We start from the raw sequence: 20,940 nt of genomic DNA on the forward strand, positions 1-20,940 counted from the left end.
AACCCCGTCGAAGCACGCGCTTCGGCGGGGTTTTTCTTTTTTCGGCATTCGCGCCGGTGACGATAGCAACTCTGCTCGATATTGCGCTGCCCCTAAAGGGTGGGGTGATCTAGTGAGCGACAGTTGTTTTCATCGCCCAAGAAACTCGCGGATCGCCGTCGCGATCTCGGCCGCATGCGTTTCAAGAGCGAAGTGGCCGGTATCCAGAAAACGCACGTGCGCCTCAGGCAGATCGCGCCTGAATGCCTCGGCACCCGCCGGGAGAAAGAACGGATCGTTCTTGCCCCATACCGCCAGCAGCGGCGGTCGGTAGGTGCGGAAATATTCCTGAAACGCCGGGTACAGCGCGACGTTATGGCGATAGTCGCGGAACAGATCGAGCTGGACCTCGTCAGCGCCGGGGCGACGCAGGTAGAAGTCGTCGAGCGAGTAGCCGTCCGGCGAGACCGATGCCGTGTCCGGCACACCATGCGTGTATTGCCATACGGTCGCCTCGTATGCGAGCAGCGCACGCAACGCTTCGCGATTGGCCGGCGACGCGTCCTGCCAGTACGCGCGAATCGGATTCCAGCCGTCGCTGAGTCCTTCTTCGTAGGCGTTGCCGTTCTGCGTGACGATCGCGGTGACCCGCTCGGGATGCTCGAGCGCTAGCCGGAAGCCGGTCGGCGCACCGTAGTCGAAAACATAGACGGCGAAGCGGCCAAAGCCGATCACCTCGGTGAATCGTCCGATCACGTCCGCAATATGGGCGAACGTGTAGGCAAAGTCCTCGCGCGCGGGCATGTCGGACTGTCCGAAGCCGGGCAGATCGGGCGCGACGATGTGAAAACTGTCTGCGAGCCGCGGGATCAGATCGCGAAACATGTGGCTCGAACTCGGAAAACCGTGCAGCAGCAGGAGTTTCGGGGCGTCCTCGCGTCCGGCTTGACGATAGAACACCTTGAAACCGTCGACGTCGGCGTGGTGATAGGTGATAGCGGTCATGATCATTCTCCGTGCGAAAAGTAACGTGGATGGTGGATGCGGATACAGACGCGTGAGGTGGTCAGAGGCATCACGTCGACCTCACGCGGTGATGCGGTTCAGTCGGTGGATGCCGCCTGTGCCGCCTCGACGATGACTTCGACAACGGTGTCGGGCGCCGTCACGCTCGGCGTGTGATCGACGTCGAACGCGTGGATGCGCGCGCCGATGTGCTGGGCGGTCGAACGCTGGGTCTCGGGCGCGATCATCCGATCCTGCCCGGCGACGAGGAACCAGCTCGGCAGGTCTTTCAACGACGGTCGTCCCACGGGTTCGCCGATGCACGCCGCCCCGATCGGACGCTGGATCGCAGCGAGCAGGCTCGCTTCGCTCGCAGTCGAGTGATGCGCGAAGGCATTCTCGAACGCATCACGCGGGAGCCAGATCAAGCCGTCGCGATCGGGCACGAGCATCGGCGCGAGCTGATGCGCGTCACCGCGGTGGAACACGTCGGCCACCGTTTCGCCTTCGTCGGGCGCCAACGCCGCGACGTACACCAGCGCTTTCACGTTCGCCGCACGCATGGAGCCGATTACCGCGCCCGCGTACGCATGCCCGACCAGCACGACGGGTCCCTCGATTCGCGCGAGCGAGCGCTCGAGCGCAGCCGTGCCGTCGCCGAGCGAAGTCAGCGGCAAGGGCGCCGCGACGGCATCGAAATGCCGGGCGGCGAGCCGCTCGATGACCCGGCTCCAGCTCGACCCATCCGCCCATACGCCATGCACGAGCACTACGTTCACATTCCGAAGAGACATGCTGTTGCTCCTTTGAGCGAAGAAACGTTGGGCTGAGCGGCAGGAATCAGAACGTGGTCGTTCGTAACTGTCTTAATGTATTTTTACAGGTTACTAATGAGTGATGTAACTTGTCAATGACGATTTTGATGGTTACCATGCAGTAATCATCATCAGCTCCGTCACCTTGAAAAATGGACTACCGTCAGATTCCCGCGCTGTTCGTGGCCGAAGCACCGGGCCTCGATTTTCTGAATTCGGTGGCCACGCCGGTGGATGAGCAAATCGACTGGATCGTCGACGGAGCGGGCCTGCAGGATTGGCTGCAACAGGCCGGCATGGTGTCGGCCGAGGCACTCGCTGAGATGCGCGGGCGGTTTGCGTCGGCTGAGTTCGACGCGGTGGCGGGCGAGGCGCGCGAACTGCGCGAGTGGTTCAGGCGCTTCGTCACGGCGAGGAAAGGGCGGCCACTCACGGCCGCGGACCTACGCGAGCTCGAGCCGCTAAATCGATTGCTCGAGCGGGACGAACGATACGGCGCAGTCGTTCCCGGCGCTGAATCTGCGTTCGAATTCCGCGAGCTACGGAGGTGGAAGTCACCCGAATCGTTGCTAATGCCGATTGCGGAAGCGTTGGCAAGGCTTGTTTGCGACGAGGATTTCACACAGGTCAAGGCGTGCGAAGGTCCGCGTTGCACGCTGCTGTTCGCGGACCATACGCGCGGACATGCGCGGCGCTGGTGCAGCATGGCGGTCTGCGGAAATCGCGCGAAAGTAGCGGCGCATCGCAAGCGGCGCAAGGATCAGGAGGGAGCTGGTTCCCAGCTGCCAGACTAGGCTGAGATTGCGACTGTGCCGTGCCCGCACCGGCGCGGCACCAGTTTTTGGCCCACTTGGACGAGCAACCCGCACAACATCGCGATGCGATTTCCCGTCCAACATGAGCCGCGGCGGCTTCATCAACAACGCGTCGATCAACGGCCCCGGATAGAGACTGAAGGTGGCGCGAGGTGAGCCGCACAACGGGCCAAATATCACGATATCTCTTTCACCTTGTCGACAATAGACTTTTTAGTCTGGAGTTGGCGCGCCGAAATGCACCGCGGCCTATGGTGCGCGGATCAATGGATCAAAAATCACGCTATCTCTTTCACCTTGTCGATTCTGGACACTACAGTCTTGAGTTGGCGAGTCGCGGTTCGTCTACAGTCTTGGGTGAGGCACCGGATAGCTCAAAAATCACGATATCTCTTTCACCTTGTCGATAGTAGACTTTTTTATCTACCAACGGCGCGGCAAAATCCACTACGGCCTAAGGTGCGCCGCCTGATGGCTCAAAAATCACGATATCTCTTTCACCTTGTCGATTGTGGACTCCGCAGTCCACGCTCGTCGTGTCCAAACTCACCTGATCATCGTCGCAATCCATGCCGCGCCCTGAATCCGCACGGCGGCGGCGGTACGGTACTATTCGGGCGTCGCCCGGATGGGGGCCAGCCGCCGGACATTCCAGTCCGCTGCCACGGTCCACGTCGCCGGTGACGTCACATCGACTCCATTGCACCATGACCAGCCCCGCAACTCTCACCTGGCCCGAAGCCGACGGCCCGCGCACCGCACGCTGGCGTTCCGAAGCGGTCGTGCCGCCGCCGAAGCGCGTCGTCGTCGCCGACGACCGCACCACCGCCGATTCGGCCTACCGCCTCGCCTGCGAAGGCACTGCGCTGTTGTGGCACGGCGACTTCCAGAACGCGCGTCAATTGCTGCAGGCGGTCACGCGCCGGCTCGAACGCAAGCCGCGCAAGCACGGAGCGACATCGCTCGACGCGTTCAACCTGCATCGGCAGGCGCAGTCGCAGCGCGCCCGCACACTCGGCATGATCCTGATCCCGCTCGATGCCGACTACGGCATTCCATTGCGCCGCGCGCCCGACGTGCGGCAGGCTTGCATCGAAGCGTATGGACCGGCGACCGGCGATGCGTCGGTGGTGTCGTTGCGCGAGTTGCTCGGCTTGATCGGCGCGCACGAATGGCGCAAGAAGGGTGTCGAGATTGCTGCGCTCGGCGAGCGCATTCATCCGCATTACGGCGTGTTCTCACCGGTGCGCGGCGAGTACGTCGATCTGGTTGCCCGCACGGCGCTACCGTCGCTGGAACTCGCGTTCGATATCGGCACGGGCACCGGCGTGCTGGCCGCGCTGCTGGCCAAGCGCGGCGTGCGCAAGATCGTCGCGACGGATCAGGACGCGCGCGCGCTCGCGTGTGCGCGTGAAAATCTCGCGCGTCTTGGCTACGCCGGGCAGGTCGAGATCGTGCAGGCCGATCTGTTTCCGGACGGTCGGGCGCCGCTCGTCGTCTGCAATCCGCCGTGGGTGCCGGCGCGGCCCGCGTCGCCGCTCGAGTACGCGGTTTACGATCCGGACAGCCGCATGCTGCTCGGCTTCCTGAACGGCCTGGCTGATCATCTGACGCCGGACGGCGAGGGCTGGCTGATCATTTCGGATTTCGCCGAGCACCTCGGGCTGCGCACGCGCGAATGGTTGCTGGCGGCGATCGGGCACGCGGGGCTCACTGTGGTGGGCCGCGAGGACATTCGTCCACGCCATCCGAAGGCCAGCGATCAGAACGATCCGCTGCATGTTGCGCGAGCGGCCGAGATCACGTCGTTGTGGCGGCTCAAGGTGCGGTGACGGCGAGTGCGCGCGTCACGCCGGTGCGCGCGCTTCCAGATACGCGCATGCGCCCCGGCCAGCCACCAGCCCGCTGGCAAAACAGGCTGTCAGCAGATAACCGCCGGTCGGCGCTTCCCAATCAAGCATTTCGCCCGCGCAGAATGCGCCGGGCATCCGGTCGATCATCAGATGCGCGTTCAGCGCTTCGAACGGGATGCCGCCCGCCGTGCTGATCGCTTCGTCGATCGGCCGCGCGCGCAGCAGTCGCACCGGCAGCGCCTTGATCGCGTGCGCTAGGCCGCTTGCATCGGCGAATGCTTCTTTCGACAGAATCTCGTGCAATAGCGCCAGTTTGACCCCGCCGATGCCGATCCGCCCGTGCAGATGACTCGCGATCGAACGCGAACCGCGCGGCCGCGTCACTTCCTCGACGACTCGCTCGAGCGGCAAGCCTGGCGCGAGATCCAGCGCGATCGTGAGCTCGCCGTCGGCCAGAATCCGCTCGCGGATCAGCGCCGACATCGCGTAAATCAAGCTCCCTTCGAGGCCCGTTTCGGTCAGAAGTATTTCACCTTGTCGATTGTGGACTTTTCCGTCTACGTCGGTGAGGGAAATCGCGATCGTCTTGATCGGCTGGCCGGCGAAGCGCTCGCGCACATACGGGCCCCAGTCCGCGTCGAAGCCGCAGTTCGCGGGGCGTAGTGGCGTCACCGGCACGTCGCGCGACGTCATCAGCGGCACCCACGCGGCGTCGGAGCCGAGCCGCGGCCAACTGGCGCCGCCGAGCGCGAACACGACCGCGTCGTAGCCGACCGTCCGCTCACCGTCGGGCGTGGCGAAGCGCAGCGCGTGCGCGGCGTTGCCTTCGGACAGTGACGCCCAGCCGGTCCACTTGTGACGCATATGGAACTGCACGCCCGCTTCGCGCAGCCGATGCAGCCACGCGCGCAGCATCGGCGCGGCCTTCATGTCGGACGGAAATACGCGCCCCGAACTGCCGACGAACGTCTCGACGCCCAACTCGTGCAACCATGCGCGCAGCGCGTCGGGACCGAACGCGTCGAGCAGCGGCGCAATGTGCTCGCGGCGCGCGCCGTAGCGGTCGAGAAACGGCTCGAGCGCTTCCGAATGCGTGATGTTCATGCCGCCTTTGCCCGCCATCAGAAATTTGCGGCCGACCGACGGCATCGCGTCATACACGTGGACTTGCACGCCGCGCCGGGCGAGCGTCTCGGCGGCCATCAGGCCGGCGGGGCCGCCGCCGATCACGGCGACGCGGGCGGAATCGAGCGAGGAGGGCATGCGGTTCGGCGGATCTGCGGGGGAAAAGGGCGGTGCACCGTCAGCGACCGAACGGACGGGCGGCGCGAAGGGCGTTATTGTCACACCGCGCGCGGCGCGCGGCAAACGCCGCCGACTGGTGTTGAACTTCGTTCATCGCTTGGCTCGCGCCGCACGCGACCTATACTTTTCACACATCTTCCATCGGACGTCGTTCGCGTCGTTCCATCGCGTCAATCCCCATTCACGTCACTTGCGACGCAACGGCTGCGGCGCGCTTCACTGTCGCGCGCCGGCAGCCGACGCGCGGCGCCCGTCGAATCGATGGAAGATCGATCGTCTGGTTCAAGGAGATTGCCATGACCCGCAAATATATCGACTGTCGCGAATTTCCGAGCGAAATGAACTGCACCGTCGCGATGTCCGCCGACAGCGACAGCGAACTGCTCGAAGCCGCGGTCCAGCATGCCGTCAGCGTTCACAAGCACGCGGATTCGCCGGAACTGCGCGCGCAGCTTAAGACGCTATTTCATGAGGGAACGCCGCCCGTCGAGGCGCCGCGCGCTTGAGGTACCCGTGCAACGGGAGTGTGGAAGCCCGCGTCGCGAGCGGCATCTAGCCGCCCGCGCGGTGGTGTTGAAGCAGTCTTGTGGTGACACGCGAAACGCGATACCAAGCCATCCTAACCGACACGCCGACGCGCTAACCCGGATACGCCTCATCGACCTTCAGGCCGGCGAGCTTGAAGATCACCCGCAACGTCTGCGGCTTGATGTCGCGTCGCGATGCGAGCGTCGTCATCACGAAGTCGAGTACCTTGGCGTACTTGAGCATCGTCAGGCAGGTTTCGAGGTCGACGTTGCCGTCGCGCATGACCTCCGCGAGCCGCAGCATTTCCGTCGAGATGTCGCGAGCCATCTCCAGTTCGAGTTGCTGTTTCTCCGACCATGCCGGCGCGGTGGTCAGCTTCGCCAGCATTTCCTGAAACTTCTGTTCGACATTTCCGTTGGGTACCGTATCCATTGCCGCCTCTTCTGTGATCATCCGAGCGCGCGACAGGTTGCAAAGCCGGTCGCTGCTGGTTACGTAACGTTCGGCCCGTTGCGGGACCGCTCTCCCCACATGCATCCGGTTCGCATGTCCGGTCGCTCGGCCGGACAGCCTCCAGTTTTCGGCGACACGGCTTGCACCCGCAGGCTCAGCCAGCGCGCAAGCCGTTTCAGCCATTCTCGAGCCACTTCCGCGCAGCGCCTGGGCGAGCAGGAAATATTCCCAGCAGAGTACCTATGTCGCGTGGTCCGCGCGCCGTGCTCGCTGGGAATGCCGCAGTTTGGGTAAACTGGCAGTAACTTTTCTCTTTTTCCGTCATCTGTCGCACGTTCGCGCTGCAATTGATGGCGACCCACACGATGTCCGGCAAAACCCACGAAATCCGTCCCAACCAGTCCGTCGAACTGCTCAAAGAACTCCACATCCTCACGCGTGACGGCAAGATGAATCAGGACAGCCGTCGCAAGCTGAAGCAGGTCTACCACCTGTTCCAGTTCATCGAGCCGCTGCTCAAGGACCTGAAGGACCGGCAGGGTTCGCTGACGCTCGTCGATCACGGCGCGGGCAAGTCATACCTCGGTTTTATCCTGTACGACCTGTTTTTCAAGGAGTTTCAGGACGCCGCTGGTGGGGCTTCGCACATTTATGGCATTGAAACGCGCGAAGAGCTGGTGACGAAGTCCGAAGAGCTGGCGGCGCGGCTCGGTTTCAAGGGCATGTCGTTTCTGAATCTGTCGGTGGCGGAGTCGATCACGTCGACGCGGCTACCCGCCGAAATCGACATCGTGACTGCGCTGCACGCGTGCAATACGGCGACCGACGACGCGATCCGTTTCGCGCTCGAAAAGCACGCGAAGTACATCGTCGTCGTGCCGTGCTGCCAGGCCGAGGTGGCCGGCGTGCTGCGGCAGAACAAGGGCAAGGCCCTGAAGAGCGCGCTGACGGAAATCTGGCGGCATCCGTTGCACACGCGCGAATTCGGCAGTCAGATCACGAACGTGCTGCGCTGCCTGCAACTCGAAGCGCATGGCTATCAGGTCAGTGTGACCGAGCTGGTCGGCTGGGAACACTCGATGAAAAACGAGCTGATCATCGCGCAGTACAAGGACCTGCCGCGGCGCCGGCCGGCTGAGCGACTCGGCGAAGTGCTGGACACGCTCGGGCTCGATGCGCTCAAGGAGCGGTTTTTCGTGCCGGCTTGAGGCGCAGGCTGGCGCCTTACCTAGCGCTTCATCAACGCATCCCAACCGGAGAGGCCAATGCGCCGCAGCGTTTCCTGATTGCGCTCGTAAATCTCTTCCGCGTCGGGAAAGGCCTGCACGGCTCGCTCGATGCTGTCTTCACGCAGCAGATGCAGGATCGGATAGGGCGCCCGGTTCGTGTAGTTTTCGATGTCGTCGGGCTCGCTGCCTTCGAACTGGTAGTGCGGATGAAAGCTCGCGATCTGAATCACGCCTTCGAGCCGCAACTGCTGGATCAGCCGGTCGGCGAAGAACAGGCAGTCGTTGAAGTCGAGAAAGTCGCCGAACGCGCGCGGCAGGATCAGCAGCGTCGTGTCGATGGCGGCGGGGTCGGCGGCGACGAGCGTCTGCAGCTCGGCCTCCAGGTCGGTGAGTACCGTTTCCAGCGTGTCCGCTTCGCTGACCGCATAGCGAATCTGCCCCTTCACATGCACAGCCTTCGCGAACGGGCACAGGTTCAAGCCGATCACGGCTTCCGTCAGCCAGTGACGGGTCGCGGCGATAACGGCATCGTGGGATGCGGCTGGCAACGGCATGGCGGACGGATGTGACGGGGAAACGCGCAATTTTAAAGGACCCAGCTGACGGACTGACTCAGCGAGCCTGGTTCTTTGCGCAAGCGGCGGCAATCAACTGCGCGGCGACTTTCGGCGCGACGAGGATCGGCCCGCAGCCCGGCCCGTAAGTCTGGCTCGCCGCGTACACACCCTCGATCAGCAGACCGAGTCCATCGGCGAGCGCTTGCGGATCGTCGGCGCCAGCCGCCGTCGACAGTTCGACGAGCCGAGCCATCAAGCGCTGCTTGTTGCGGAACACGAATTGCCGCGCCGGATGCGCGGTATCCGAAAACTCCACCGACACGTTCACGAACGGGCAGCCGCGGTAATGGTCGACCGAGGCGCGCACCGCGAGGTCGTCGAAGTATTGCTGAAGCTGCTTCGCCGGTTCGCCCGGATGTTTGGCGAAACTCTTCTCGACGTAGCCGAAGAACTGCTCGTCCTTCTGTTCCAGATACGCCATTACCAGCTCGTCCTTCGACGAAAACTGCCGGTACAGGCTCATTTTGTTCACACCCGCGCGCTCGACCACCGCATCGACGCCGACCGTGCGCACGCCCTCGCGATAGAACAACTCGCTGGCCGCGCGCAGCAGATGCTGTTGCGCCTGCGGCCCCGCGGTCTGTGCGCCGCGCGCACGCCGCGAGCGAGTAGCGGCGGGCTTGAGAGTTTCGCTGTCGGACATGGCAAGTCACCCGAATGAAATTGACGCCTTGACATGTTACCGACCAGTAACTAACATCGCAACACCATTGTGACTGATCTGTCACAAATCAATTACCGAAGCCGTAACAATACGAACGATGCCGCCACCCGCGCCGCGTCGATTGGAGAACCGATGAACTGGGCTGCGCGACTGATAGGCGGACGTTTCCACTATGGCTGGTTGACCGTCGCCGTGGTGTTCCTGGTGTTGCTCGCGGCGGCCGGTACGCGCGCGACGCCGAGCGTGATGATGGTGCCGCTCGAGAACCAATTCGGCTGGAGCCGTGCGACGATTTCGCTCGCGATCTCCGTGAACATCGCGCTGTACGGATTGATGGGGCCGTTCGCGGCCGCCGCGATGCAGCGCTTCGGTGTGCGCCCGACGCTACTGACCGCGCTCGGCACGATGGCTGCGGGCGTCGCGCTGTCGTCGCTGATGACGCATCCGTGGCAGATGGTGCTGATCTGGGGCGTGATGGTCGGCGGATCGACCGGGGTGGCGGCGCTGTCGCTGTCGGCGACCGTCGTCACGCGCTGGTTCACGACGCGCCGCGGTCTCGTGATGGGTATCCTGACCGCCAGTTCGGCGACCGGCCAACTGGTGTTCCTGCCGCTGCTCGCGGCGATCGCCGAGCATTACGGCTGGCGCCAGGTCGTGTGGGTCGTCGCGCTCGCGGCGGGCATCGTGATTCCGCTCGTTGCGTTTCTGCTGCCCGAACATCCGGCCGATATGCAGCTGCGCCCGTACGGCGAACCGCACGACGCGCCGATGAACACCACCGTCACCAGGCAGAATCCGCTCGCGATCGCGTTCGGCACGCTCGCGTCGGCGAGCAAGACGCGCGACTTCTGGCTGCTGTTCTTCAGCTTCTTCATTTGCGGCGCGAGCACCAATGGCTATGTCGGCACCCATCTGATCGCGATGTGCGGCGACTACGGGATGACCGAAGTGCAGGGCGCGTCGCTGCTCGCGGCGATGGGCGTGTTCGACCTGTTCGGCACGACGCTGTCGGGCTGGCTGTCGGATCGCTTCAATAGCCGCGTGCTGCTGTTCTGGTACTACGGGCTGCGCGGCCTGTCGCTGATGTATCTGCCGCACGCGTTCGGCATCGATTTTTTCGGGTTGCCCTTGTTCGCGGTGTTCTACGGTCTCGACTGGATCGCCACTGTGCCGCCGACCGTGCGTCTTGCCACCGATGTCTACGGCAAGGAATCGGCGCCGATCGTGTTCGGCTGGGTGGTCGCCGGCCACCAGCTCGGCGCGGCGTTCGCGGCGCTCGGCGCGGGCATGCTGCGCGCGAGCCTCGGCACCTACACGATCGCGTCGATGATTTCCGGCGGCTTGTGCCTGATCGCCGCGGTGATCGTGCTGCGCATCAACCGCCCAGCCAAGGTGCCGACGCCGCAGGCAATCTGAATCGCCTTCGCGAACCGCGTAGATTCACGTCAGCGAAGCAACGACGCACGGCCCCACTACGGGGCCGTGCGCGCTTTTCAGCCAGCGCGCATAGCCCCCCCGCAAGTTGGAGCGCGCACCGAAAGCCCGTTATGCTATGTGGCCTCGGGCAACCGCCCGACGATCATGAATTTCTACCGAGAGAAGCGCATGGCCAAGAAACCCGCCTCAACCGAAGTTGCCATTCACGAACTGATTGCAGGCCGTTGGAGCCCGCGCGCGTATTCGAGCGAGCCGGTGAGCCGCGATCAATTGCGCGCGGTGCTCGAAGCGGCGCGCTGGGCGCCGTCTTCGTATAACGCGCAGCCCTGGCGTTTCGTCGTATTCGATCGCAGCGTCGATGAAGTCGCGTTCAAGAAGGCTTTCGCCACGCTGGTGCCGTTCAACCAGGGCTGGAATGCGCCCGCGCCGGTGCTGATCGCGGTGACCGCGCACACCCTGACCAGCAAGGGAGACGTCAATCGCTGCGCGCTCTATGACGCGGGTGCGGCGGCGATGTCGCTGGTGCTGCAGGCGCACGCGCTCGGCCTCGCCGCGCACCAGATGAGCGGCTTCGATGTGAACGCGTTCCGCACCACTTTCGAATTGCCGAAAGACGTCGAGCCGATCGCGATGATCTCGCTTGGCCATTACGGCGACGTCGACAAACTGGACCCGGTCCTGCGCGAACGCGAGAAGGCGCCGCGTCAGCGCGTGGCGCTCGCGGAAATCGCGTACGGCGGCGGCTGGAAGAAGGCGTTCTGAGCGACGGACTCGCGGCGTTTGCCGCGTGACGTCGCAAAGCGGTCAGGTCCGCGCGGCACGGTCCGCGCGTTTTTCATCGGCACCGACCACGCCGTCCTCCTCATCCGCCACGCTCGACAGCGGCGCCGCCACATGCTCGAGCGACTTGCGCTCCGCGTCGACACCCCAGATCGCCGCGACGAGCGCCGCCGCGAGCATCAACCCCGAGCCGACCAGATAGCCCGAAAACACTTCGCTGCGCTGGTGCGTGTCGATCAGCCGGCCGAAAAACGCCGGTCCGACGATGCCGCCGAGCGCGGTGCCGAACGCATAGAAAACCGCAATCGCGAGCGCGCGGATTTCGAGCGGGAACGATTCGCTGACGGTCAGATACGCGGAACTCGCGGCCGCCGACGCGAAGAAGAAAATCACCATCCACGCGACCGTCTGCGTGACGACGGTCAGCAGTTGCTGTTCGAACAGATAACCCGACAGCGTCAGCAGGATCGCCGACATCGCGTACGTTCCGGCGATCATCTTGCGTCGGCCGATCACATCGAATAGCCGCCCGAGCACGAGGGGCCCCAGGAAATTGCCGAGCGCGAAAGGCAGCAGATACCAGCCGATGTCGCCGCCCGGCACATGATAGAAGTCGGTGAGGACGAGCGCGTAGGTGAAAAAGATTGCGTTGTAGAAGAATGCCTGCGCGGTCATCAACGTGAGACCGACCAGCGAGCGGCGCCGGTGCACGTTGAACAGCGTATGGAACACCTCGCGCAACGGCGTATGGTCGCGCGCGCGCAGGCGTAGCCGCGTGAGGGCGTCGTCGGCGAGCGTGTGGCCGTCGTCGCGAAAACGCGTTTCGATGCCCTCGACGATCGCCCGTGCGTCGCGCTCGTCACCGTGCGTGAGCAGCCAGCGCGGGCTTTCGGGTATCCAGATGCGCATCGGCAGAATCCCGAGCGCGAGTACCGCGCCGATGCAAAAACACGCGCGCCAGCCCCAGTCGGAAGGCAGTAGATACGGATCGAGCAGCACCAGCGAGCCCGCGGCGCCGAGCCCCGCGCCAACCCAGAACGTGCCGTTGATGCCGAGGTCGGTCCAGCCGCGCACGCGTGCCGGCGTGAATTCCTGGATCGTCGAGTTGATCGCCGTGTATTCGCCGCCGATACCTGCGCCGGTCAGGAAGCGGAACAGCATGAAGCTCATCAGATTCCACGACACCGCGGTCGCCGCGGTCGCGGCCAGATAGAGCGTCAGCGTGATGAAGAACAGCCTGCGGCGGCCGAGCCGGTCGGTCAGCCAGCCGAAACCGAGCGCGCCGAGCACCGCGCCGGCAATGTACGCGCTGCCCGCGAGGCCGACGTCGGCATTCGAAAAGCGCAGCGCCGGGCTCGTTTTCAGCGCGCTCGCGACCGCGCCGGCGAGCGTCACTTCGAGCCCGTCTAACAGCCACGTCACGCCGAGCGCGACTACGATCAGAGTATGAAAGCGGCCCCACGGCAGGCGGTCTAGCCGCGACGGCAAGTCGGTTTCGATCAGCATGGCGGGGTGGTCATCGACGGCGGCGGTGGGCGGCACGCTCATGACGCGAAGTCTCCTCGATGGCGAAATGGGGCGGCGTATCCGGTCGGACGCAGCAAAATCCGTTCCGCGCGACGATTCCAGCCAATCTTGCCGCGGTCCCCGCAACTTCAGTTGATGCTGCCGGAGTTTTCGTGATACAAAGCCGCTCCCCTATCTGTGCGCGCCAGCCGTGAGCGGCCATTCCTGCCATGAACTATTGCGCGATTGACTTCGGTACTTCCAATTCGGCCGTCGCGATTCCGAGCGGCCCGCAGCTTAAGCTGGCGCCGGTCGAAGGCGCGTACACGACGCTGCCCACCGCGGTCTTCTTCAACACCGACGAAAACACCAGCGAATTCGGGCGCGCGGCGCTTGCCGCCTACATCGACGGTTTCGACGGCCGGCTGATGCGCTCGATGAAAAGCATTCTCGGCTCGCCGCTCGCCGAGAATACGACCGATCTCGGTGACGGCACTGCGATCAAGTACACCGACGTGATCGCGACTTTCCTGACCCATCTGAAGCGCGCGGCCGAGGCGAGCGCCGGCGGCGCGATCGACCGCGCGGTGCTGGGTCGCCCGGTGTTCTTCGTCGACGACGACCCGCGCGCCGACCAGATGGCGCAGCAACAGCTCGAAGCCGCTGCCCGCACGGTCGGTTTGCGCGAGATCCACTTTCAGTATGAACCGATCGCGGCTGCGTTCGACTATGAATCGCATCTGAGCGCCGAAGGACTCGTGCTTGTGGCGGACATCGGCGGTGGCACGTCGGACTTTTCGCTCGTGCGGGTGGGGCCGGAACGGATGAAGCGCGTCGAACGCAAGGACGACGTGCTCGCGCATCATGGTGTGCACGTCGCGGGTACGGACTTCGACCGCCGCGTCGAACTCGTGACGATCCTGCGCGAGCTCGGTTATCAGTCGCTCGATCCGCAGGGGCGTGAAATCCCGAACCGGATTTATTTCGATCTCGCGACGTGGCACCTGATCAATACCGTCTACACGCCGAAGCGGGTCAGCGAACTCGCGCTGATGCGGCACCTTTTCACGGAGACGAAGCACCATGACCGGCTGATGCGCGTAGTCGAGCAGCGGTTCGGGCACGCGCTCGCCGCGCACGCGGAAGAGGCGAAGATCGGCGTGGCAGCGGGCGGCGAGACCGTGATCGATCTCGAACAAGTGGAAGAGGATCTGCGCCTCGCGTTCGACGAAGCGCAACTCATCAAGGCCGGCGAGGATGAAACGCGACGTATCGTGCAGGCCGCGCGCGATACGGTGCAGGCGGCGGGTGTCGCGCCGCGCGACGTCGACGCGATTTATTTTACCGGCGGTTCGACCGGCCTCGCGTTTCTGTCGGGCGCGCTGGCGGCGGCGTTTCCGGACGCGAAAGCGGTGTTCGGCGATCGCCTCGCGAGCGTGGCGACGGGCCTCGGTATTCACGCCCGGCGCGTGTTCGGATAATCGCGAATAATCGGAAAAATAATCCGCCGCGAATTGCGAAGACGGCAAATTTTAATCGATTGATTTGATTTGCCGCCGATAATAAAAAACCCCGCCGAGGCGGGGTTTTTTGCGTCCAGAAGGAAGCGAGAAGCTTACACCGGCTTGATGTTAGCTGCTTGCTTGCCCTTCGGGCCCGTCTTCACTTCAAACGTAACCTTCTGGTTTTCTTGCAGCGTCTTGAAGCCGTCGACGCGAATTTCCGAGAAATGCGCGAACAGATCTTCACCGCCGCCGTCCGGAGTGATGAAGCCAAAGCCCTTAGCGTCGTTGAACCACTTGACGGTACCGGTTTCCATATTACTTTTTCCTAAAAATGGTGAATAAGGCCGAAGCCCGGGGGTGCATGAAAATCAAGGAAGGGGGTAATGGGACCAACCGGAGTACCGTTGATGGGCGAACTACGAAAGAACCACTTCACTCGCCACTTGAAATCCTGCTGGAACGTTATACGGCGAATTCGGACGGAGGTCAACAGTCTGCACGAAACTTATCGGACTGATGCGATGGTTTCTTACAAATTTTACGTATCAGACTGATCTCTTGCCAGGGAGAACCCTTAGTTGGTTTCCCTGCAGCAACGCGGTGCAACCGTTAAACTACGCGCCGCGCGTCGGTTGCACCTATTCCGCATCTGCACGCGCTCACATGCGAGTCACCCGTCCCCACCGCCACAAGCGATGCCACGCGGTGCCGACATGGTTCTGATTTAGGAGAAGACGTGAAAAGTTCTATACAACGGGACATCGGGCCATTCGCGCTGATGCTGACCGGTCTGGGTTCGATCATCGGGTCCGGGTGGCTGTTCGGCGCGTGGAAGGCTGCAAAGATTGCCGGTCCCGCTGCAATTTGCGCATGGATCATCGGCGCGGTGGTGATTCTCGCGATTGCACTGACCTACGCGGAACTCGGCGCGATGTTTCCGGAATCTGGCGGGATGGTGCGCTATGCGCGCTACTCGCACGGTGCGCTGGTTGGTTTCATCAGCGCCTGGGCCAACTGGATCGCGATCGTATCGGTGATCCCGATCGAGGCCGAAGCATCGATTCAATACATGAGTACGTGGCCCTATCCGTGGGCGCACGCGCTCTTCGTCGACGGGTCATTGACCACCAACGGCCTGCTGTTGTCCGCCGGCCTCGTGATCATCTACTTCCTGCTCAACTACTGGGGCGTCAAGCTGTTCGCGCGCGCCAACTCGGCCATCACGATCTTCAAGTTCCTGATCCCGGGCGCAACGATCGTCGGTCTGATGATGACCGGCGTCCACACCGAGAACTTCGGCCAGACGACCACGTTCGCGCCGTACGGCTGGTCGGCGGTGCTGACCGCGGTCGCGACGAGCGGCATCGTGTTCGCGTTCAACGGGTTCCAGAGCCCGGTCAACCTGGCCGGTGAAGCGCGCAATCCGGCCAGGAGCGTGCCGTTCGCGGTGATCGGCTCGATCCTGCTCGCGCTCGTGATCTACGTGTTGCTGCAGATCGCCTACATCGGCGCTGTGAATCCGGCCGACGTGATGAAGGGCTGGAGCCACTTCAACTTCGCTTCGCCGTTCGCGGAGCTGGCGATTGCGCTGAACCTGAACTGGCTGGCGTTCCTACTGTACGTCGACGCGTTCGTAAGCCCGAGCGGCACCGGTACGACCTATATGGCGACCACGACGCGGATGATCTACGCGATGGAGCGCAACAACACGATGCCGAAAATTTTCGGCCGGGTGCATCCGTTCTACGGCGTGCCGCGTCAGGCGATGTGGTTCAACCTGTTCGTGTCGTTCATCTTCCTGTTCTTCTTCCGCGGCTGGAGCTCGCTCGCGGCGGTGATCTCGGTCGCGACCGTGATCTCGTACCTGACCGGCCCGATCAGCCTGATGGCGCTGCGCCGCGCGGCAACCGATCTCGAGCGCCCGCTGCACATCGCCGGCATGAAGGTGATCGCGCCGTTCGCGTTCGTCTGTGCGTCGCTGATCCTGTACTGGGCGAAGTGGCCGCTGACCGGCGAAATCATTCTGCTGATGGTCGTCGCGCTGCCGGTGTACTTCTACTTCCAGGCCAAGCAGGGCTTCGAGGGCTGGAACCGCGATCTGAAGGCCGCCTGGTGGCTGGTCGCGTATCTGCCGATCATGGCGATCCTGTCGCTGATCGGCAGCAAGGAGTTCGGCGGCTTCGGCATCCTGCCGTACGGCTGGGACATGCTCGTCGTGATCGCCTTCTCGTTGGTGTTCTATTTCTGGGGCGTGAACAGCGGCTACCGTTCGGAGTATCTGGACGAGCGGCTCGTGCACGACGAAGTGCTCGAAGGTATCGGCGCGCACTGAGCGTTCGCCGCAACGAAGGGGCCGCTCGAAGCGGGCCCTTCGCGTTGGATAAAAAGCCCGTCTGATCGATGTTCAGGCGGGCTTTTTCGTTGGTCGTTGCTGCTGGGTTGTTTCGCGGCGGGTCAGGCGGTGCCGAACACGTAGTTCGTCATTGCGAGCGAGCGCTGGTACGTGCCGAGCGACTGGATCGCAAGCGAATAGTCGTCGTCGGCGGCGCCGAGGGCGGCAAACACCGGCAACAGATGCTCGTCGGTCGGATGCATCAGTACCGCGTGCGGCGCCTGGCGGCGATAGTCGAGCAGCGCGTCGATATCGCGCGCGACGAGCTTGTCTTCGAACCAGTCGGTGAATTCGGTCACGCGCGGGTCGGCGTCTTCCGGGCGAGCGGAGAAATCGGCGGCGCGCAGGTTATGGGTGATCTGGCCGGAGCCGACCACCATCACGCCTTCGTCTTTCAGCGCGCGCAGCGCGCGGCCGACACGGAAATGATGCGCGGCGTCCTTGTGCGGCTGGATTGACAACTGCGCGATCGGCACGTCCGCTTGCGGGAACATCAGCAACATCGGCACCCATGCGCCGTGGTCGAGTCCATGCGGTTGCACGTCCGCGACGATGCCGCTCGCGCCGAGCAGCGCGGCGGCGCTGCGCGCGACGTCGGGTGCGCCCGGTGCCGGGTATTGGATTTCGTAGAGCTGGCGCGGAAAGCCGTAAAAATCGTGGATGGTTTCAGGCGCCGTCGCGATGCTCGCGAGTGGCTGCGCGGTGCCCCAGTGCGCCGACAACATCAGGATCGCCTCGGGACGGGGCAATTGCGTGCCGAGCGCCCCGAACTCGGCGGACGGCATCGAAGGATCGATCGGCAGTGTGGGCGAGCCGTGGGACAAGAAAAGCGAAGGTAAGCGGTTCATGACAGCAGCGCGGCCGTGACAGCACGGCACGGAGAAATTGGGTTGCTACCAATATAGGTTCGCACGCCAGTTTGATAAATGGGCGCGGGGGGAATTGATTGTGTCGCGGACGTTGTTAATCCGCGTTGCCGCTGTTAATCCTGTGCGTCCCGCAGTCCTTGCCACGCCGACGACAACGCCGGCCCCAGCGCAAACAGATCGAGCACGCGTGCGACCGTGTGGTCGACCATCTCGTCGATCGAAGCAGGCTGGTTATAGAACGCGGGCAGGGGCGGAAAGATCACTCCACCCATTTCGGTGACGGCAGTCATATTGCGCAGATGCGCGAGGTTGAACGGCGTTTCGCGCACCAGCAGCACGAGGCGGCGACGCTCCTTCAGGGTGACATCGGCGGCGCGGGTGATCAGGTTGTCGGCGAAACCGTGCGCGATGCTCGCGAGCGTTTTCATCGAGCAGGGCGCGACGATCATGCCATCGGTCGCGAACGAGCCGGACGCGATGCTCGCGCCGACGTCGCGCACCGAATGGACGACATCCGCGAGCGGATGCACGTCTTCCTTGCCCAATTGGAGTTCATGCTGGATGTTGAGCCAACCGGCGCTCGAAATCAGCAGGTGGCTCTCGACGCCGCCGAGCCGCCGTAGCGTCTCGAGCAGCCGGATGCCGTAGATGGCGCCGGTGGCGCCGGTGATCGCGACGATCAGCCGGCGGGGCGCCGCGGTGCGTGCTTGCTGCATGGCTAGCGGCGCCTGATGATGCGAACGAACCGTAAGGCGCTCAGGCCGCGGCGAACAGCTGCTGCAGTTCGCCCGATTCGTACATCTCCATCATGATGTCCGAGCCGCCGATGAATTCGCCCTTCACATACAGCTGCGGAATGGTCGGCCAGTTCGAGAACACCTTGATGCCCTGACGGATTTCGTCGTCTTCGAGAACGTTGACGGTCTTGATTTCACCGACGCCGCACGCTTTCAGGATCTGGATGGCGCGGCCGGAAAAACCGCACATCGGGAACTGGGCCGTGCCCTTCATGAAGAGAACGACGTTGTTGCCGTCGACGATTTGCTTGATGCGTTGTTGCGTATCCATGACTGACCTTGCGGTTCCGATAAAGGATGGGAATAGGCTGAAATGATAGCGGATTTCGCTACGGGCGGCCGCAGCCGCGTCGCGCCTGGGGTTTTAGCGTTGGCGACCGCGCTTAGGCCGCGGCGGCGCGCAACACGCCCCCGCTGATTCGCTCGACGCCGGCGAGATCGCGCTCCGAGCGGACCTCGGCGAAACCACGCGCGCTCAGCAACGCGCGCACGGCTTCGGCCTGGTCGTAGCCGTGCTCGATCCAAAGCGCGCCATCGGCGGCGAGACGCTCGGGCGCGCCGGCGATGATCGCGCGGATCGCGCTGAGGCCATCGGCTTCGTCGGTGAGCGCGCCGCGCGGCTCGAAGCGCAGATCGCCTTCGGCGAGATGCGGATCGCCGCTCGCGATATATGGCGGATTGCTGACGATCGCGTCGAAGCGCAGCGAGGCGTCGAGCGAGCCGTACCAGTCGCTGTGCAGGAACGTCACGGCGCCGCCGGGGCGCTTCGCGTCGAGCAGGCGCGCGCCGTTGCGCGCGGCGACGGCGAGCGCGTCGGCCGAGCGGTCGAGTGCCCAGACGTGGGCCTCGGGCCGCATCGACGCGATCGCCACCGCGATTGCGCCGGTTCCGGTGCCGAGATCGAGCACACGTGGGCGCGGCCGAGCTTCGATTGCCGCGAGCGCGGTCTCCACCAGCAGCTCGGTTTCAGGGCGAGGAATCAGCACGTGCGGCGTGACTTCGAATTCGAGCCCGAAGAACTCACGCGCGCCGACGAGTTGCGCAACCGGCTCGCCGGCCATGCGCCGCGCCTCCAGCGCGCGATAACACTCGACGCTCGCGCGCTCGAGCGGCTCCTCGCCGCGCGTGATCAGCTGCGTGCGCCGCCAGCCGAGCACATGCGTAAGCAGAATCCGCGCTTCGAGCGGCGGCAGCGGCGAAGCGCGCAAGAGCGCGTCGGCCGTCGCGGGCGGAGCGGCGGGGTCGAGCGGAACCGGGGAGGCGTCGGTCATTGCAGGGGCGTCAGTCCGCGTCGCCGAGCGAGGCCAGCAGCTCGGCCTGATGCTCGCTGACGAGCGCCGCGATCAGTTCGTCGAGATCGCCGTCCATGATCGCGTCGAGGCGATACAGCGTCAGGTTGATGCGGTGATCGGTGAGACGCCCCTGCGGGAAGTTGTAGGTGCGGATGCGCTCCGAACGGTCGCCCGAACCGATCAGGTTCTTGCGCGTCGCCGCTTCCTTTGTTTGCTGCTCGTGCGTTTGCTTGTCCTTGATGCGCGCGGCGAGCACCTTCAGCGCTCGGTCCTTGTTCTTGTGTTGCGAGCGGTCGTCCTGACATTCGACGACGATGCCCGTCGGCAAGTGCGTGACACGCACCGCGGAATCGGTCTTGTTGATGTGCTGGCCGCCCGCGCCCGACGCGCGGAACGTGTCGATGCGCAAATCGGCCGGATTGATCTCGACCTCGCCGATCTCGTCCGCTTCGGGCATCACCGCGACCGTGCAGGCCGACGTATGGATGCGGCCTTGCGTTTCGGTGGCCGGCACACGCTGCACGCGATGTCCGCCCGACTCGAACTTCAGCTTCGAATACGCGGCATCGCCGGCAATTCGCACGATGACTTCGCGATAGCCACCGAGATCCGATTCGCTCGCCGACATCATCTCGACCTGCCAGCGGTTGCGTTCGGCATAGCGCAGATACATGCGCAGCAGATCGCCAGCGAACAGCGCGGATTCGTCGCCGCCGGTACCGGCGCGGATTTCGAGGAAGATGTTGCGCTCGTCGTTCGGGTCTTTCGGCAGCAGCATTTTCTGCAGCTCGACGCCGAGCGTTTCCATACGATCGCGCGCCGCGCGGATTTCCTCTTCGGCGAAATCGCGCATCGACGCGTCGGCGAGCAGTTCCTGCGCGGTGGCCGCGTCGTTCTGCGCCTGACGCCAAAGCCCGTAATGCTCGACGACCGGGCCAAGCTCCGCGTGTTCGCGCGTGAGCTTGCGGTATTGGTCGAGGTTGGCGGTGATGTCCTCGCGGCTCAACAGGTCGTTCAGTTCGGCCAGCCGGGTGGTCAGCTGGTCGAGCTTGCGTTGCATGCTCGTTTTCATCGGGCGGGTAGCGGAGCGGACTCCGGA

General features: G+C 63.9%; 21 protein-coding genes. 8 read left to right on the forward strand and 13 right to left on the reverse strand.

Annotated features, from left to right (window positions below):
* Window positions 1-129: 129 nt before the first annotated feature.
* Window positions 130-984, reverse strand: a complete 855-nt coding sequence (locus GCT19_RS27050; RefSeq protein ID WP_152853632.1) for an alpha/beta fold hydrolase — start codon at window positions 982-984, stop codon at window positions 130-132.
* 98 nt (window positions 985-1,082) lie between these two features.
* The gene (locus tag GCT19_RS27055; RefSeq protein WP_152853633.1) at window positions 1,083-1,778 is read right to left on the reverse strand and encodes an alpha/beta fold hydrolase; all 696 of its coding nucleotides are present in this window, start codon (window positions 1,776-1,778) and stop codon (window positions 1,083-1,085) included.
* Window positions 1,779-1,951: 173 nt separating this feature from the next.
* On the opposite strand from GCT19_RS27055, the gene GCT19_RS27060 reads away from it, so the two are divergent.
* Together GCT19_RS27060 and GCT19_RS27065 are read left to right on the forward strand one after the other, a co-directional pair.
* Window positions 1,952-2,593, forward strand: coding sequence for a CGNR zinc finger domain-containing protein (locus GCT19_RS27060; protein WP_018433794.1), 642 nt, complete (start codon window positions 1,952-1,954; stop codon window positions 2,591-2,593).
* 728 nt (window positions 2,594-3,321) lie between these two features.
* Window positions 3,322-4,446 carry a methyltransferase gene (locus tag GCT19_RS27065; protein WP_152853634.1) on the forward strand — a complete coding sequence of 375 codons (1,125 nt, stop codon included), beginning with the start codon at window positions 3,322-3,324 and terminating at the stop codon, window positions 4,444-4,446.
* Between the two features lie 15 nt (window positions 4,447-4,461).
* On the opposite strand, the gene GCT19_RS27070 is transcribed toward GCT19_RS27065, so the two are convergent.
* Window positions 4,462-5,730: a TIGR03862 family flavoprotein gene (locus GCT19_RS27070; RefSeq protein WP_018433792.1), complete on the reverse strand. Its 1,269-nt coding sequence runs from the start codon at window positions 5,728-5,730 to the stop codon at window positions 4,462-4,464.
* 338 nt (window positions 5,731-6,068) lie between these two features.
* Between GCT19_RS27070 and GCT19_RS27075 the strand changes: the two genes are divergently transcribed.
* Window positions 6,069-6,278 carry a DUF1059 domain-containing protein gene (locus tag GCT19_RS27075; protein WP_013090674.1) on the forward strand — a complete coding sequence of 70 codons (210 nt, stop codon included), beginning with the start codon at window positions 6,069-6,071 and terminating at the stop codon, window positions 6,276-6,278.
* A gap of 133 nt (window positions 6,279-6,411) precedes the next feature.
* On the opposite strand, the gene GCT19_RS27080 is transcribed toward GCT19_RS27075, so the two are convergent.
* The gene (locus GCT19_RS27080) at window positions 6,412-6,732 is read right to left on the reverse strand and encodes a type II toxin-antitoxin system HicA family toxin (protein WP_013090673.1); all 321 of its coding nucleotides are present in this window, start codon (window positions 6,730-6,732) and stop codon (window positions 6,412-6,414) included.
* A 386-nt stretch (window positions 6,733-7,118) separates the two neighbouring features.
* Here GCT19_RS27080 and GCT19_RS27085 point away from each other — a divergent pair, with 386 nt between their 5' ends.
* Window positions 7,119-7,961 carry a class I SAM-dependent methyltransferase gene (locus GCT19_RS27085; protein ID WP_018433789.1) on the forward strand — a complete coding sequence of 281 codons (843 nt, stop codon included), beginning with the start codon at window positions 7,119-7,121 and terminating at the stop codon, window positions 7,959-7,961.
* Window positions 7,962-7,981: 20 nt separating this feature from the next.
* Here GCT19_RS27085 and GCT19_RS27090 read toward each other — a convergent pair whose 3' ends face one another.
* Together GCT19_RS27090 and GCT19_RS27095 are read right to left on the reverse strand one after the other, a co-directional pair.
* On the reverse strand, window positions 7,982-8,536 hold the full coding sequence (locus GCT19_RS27090; protein WP_152853635.1) for a DUF1415 domain-containing protein: 555 nt from the start codon (window positions 8,534-8,536) through the stop codon (window positions 7,982-7,984).
* A gap of 58 nt (window positions 8,537-8,594) precedes the next feature.
* The gene (locus GCT19_RS27095; RefSeq protein WP_152853636.1) at window positions 8,595-9,242 is read right to left on the reverse strand and encodes a TetR/AcrR family transcriptional regulator; all 648 of its coding nucleotides are present in this window, start codon (window positions 9,240-9,242) and stop codon (window positions 8,595-8,597) included.
* Between the two features lie 153 nt (window positions 9,243-9,395).
* Between GCT19_RS27095 and GCT19_RS27100 the strand changes: the two genes are divergently transcribed.
* Both GCT19_RS27100 and GCT19_RS27105 read left to right on the forward strand, forming a co-directional pair.
* A complete protein-coding gene (locus tag GCT19_RS27100; RefSeq protein ID WP_018433786.1) occupies window positions 9,396-10,679 on the forward strand; it encodes an MFS transporter in 1,284 nt (427 codons plus the stop codon).
* A gap of 189 nt (window positions 10,680-10,868) precedes the next feature.
* Window positions 10,869-11,462 (forward strand): nitroreductase family protein, encoded by a 594-nt coding sequence (locus GCT19_RS27105; RefSeq protein ID WP_026228354.1) that lies wholly within the window; start codon window positions 10,869-10,871, stop codon window positions 11,460-11,462.
* Window positions 11,463-11,504: 42 nt separating this feature from the next.
* On the opposite strand, the gene GCT19_RS27110 is transcribed toward GCT19_RS27105, so the two are convergent.
* Window positions 11,505-13,028, reverse strand: a complete 1,524-nt coding sequence (locus GCT19_RS27110; RefSeq protein WP_152853637.1) for an MFS transporter — start codon at window positions 13,026-13,028, stop codon at window positions 11,505-11,507.
* A 188-nt stretch (window positions 13,029-13,216) separates the two neighbouring features.
* Between GCT19_RS27110 and GCT19_RS27115 the strand changes: the two genes are divergently transcribed.
* Entirely contained in the window at window positions 13,217-14,467 is a 1,251-nt protein-coding gene (locus GCT19_RS27115) for an Hsp70 family protein (RefSeq protein ID WP_152853638.1), read from the forward strand.
* 134 nt (window positions 14,468-14,601) lie between these two features.
* On the opposite strand, the gene GCT19_RS27120 is transcribed toward GCT19_RS27115, so the two are convergent.
* A complete protein-coding gene (locus tag GCT19_RS27120; protein ID WP_013090665.1) occupies window positions 14,602-14,805 on the reverse strand; it encodes a cold-shock protein in 204 nt (67 codons plus the stop codon).
* 422 nt (window positions 14,806-15,227) lie between these two features.
* On the opposite strand from GCT19_RS27120, the gene GCT19_RS27125 reads away from it, so the two are divergent.
* Complete coding sequence (locus tag GCT19_RS27125) at window positions 15,228-16,823, forward strand: APC family permease (RefSeq protein WP_176136422.1); 1,596 nt, start codon at window positions 15,228-15,230, stop codon at window positions 16,821-16,823.
* A 122-nt stretch (window positions 16,824-16,945) separates the two neighbouring features.
* Here GCT19_RS27125 and GCT19_RS27130 read toward each other — a convergent pair whose 3' ends face one another.
* The 5 genes from GCT19_RS27130 to prfA form a co-directional block, all read right to left on the reverse strand.
* Window positions 16,946-17,731 carry a DODA-type extradiol aromatic ring-opening family dioxygenase gene (locus tag GCT19_RS27130; protein ID WP_152853639.1) on the reverse strand — a complete coding sequence of 262 codons (786 nt, stop codon included), beginning with the start codon at window positions 17,729-17,731 and terminating at the stop codon, window positions 16,946-16,948.
* Window positions 17,732-17,865: 134 nt separating this feature from the next.
* Window positions 17,866-18,468 (reverse strand): UbiX family flavin prenyltransferase, encoded by a 603-nt coding sequence (locus GCT19_RS27135; protein ID WP_152853640.1) that lies wholly within the window; start codon window positions 18,466-18,468, stop codon window positions 17,866-17,868.
* Window positions 18,469-18,508: 40 nt separating this feature from the next.
* Window positions 18,509-18,820 carry a Grx4 family monothiol glutaredoxin gene (grxD, locus tag GCT19_RS27140; RefSeq protein ID WP_008918687.1) on the reverse strand — a complete coding sequence of 104 codons (312 nt, stop codon included), beginning with the start codon at window positions 18,818-18,820 and terminating at the stop codon, window positions 18,509-18,511.
* 112 nt (window positions 18,821-18,932) lie between these two features.
* On the reverse strand, window positions 18,933-19,820 hold the full coding sequence (prmC, locus tag GCT19_RS27145; RefSeq protein WP_152853641.1) for a peptide chain release factor N(5)-glutamine methyltransferase: 888 nt from the start codon (window positions 19,818-19,820) through the stop codon (window positions 18,933-18,935).
* Between the two features lie 10 nt (window positions 19,821-19,830).
* Complete coding sequence (gene prfA, locus GCT19_RS27150; protein ID WP_152853642.1) at window positions 19,831-20,913, reverse strand: peptide chain release factor 1; 1,083 nt, start codon at window positions 20,911-20,913, stop codon at window positions 19,831-19,833.
* Between the last annotated feature and the right edge of the window lie 27 nt (window positions 20,914-20,940).

This window comes from Paraburkholderia atlantica, assembly GCF_009362785.1.
Lineage (GTDB): Bacteria > Pseudomonadota > Gammaproteobacteria > Burkholderiales > Burkholderiaceae > Paraburkholderia > Paraburkholderia atlantica.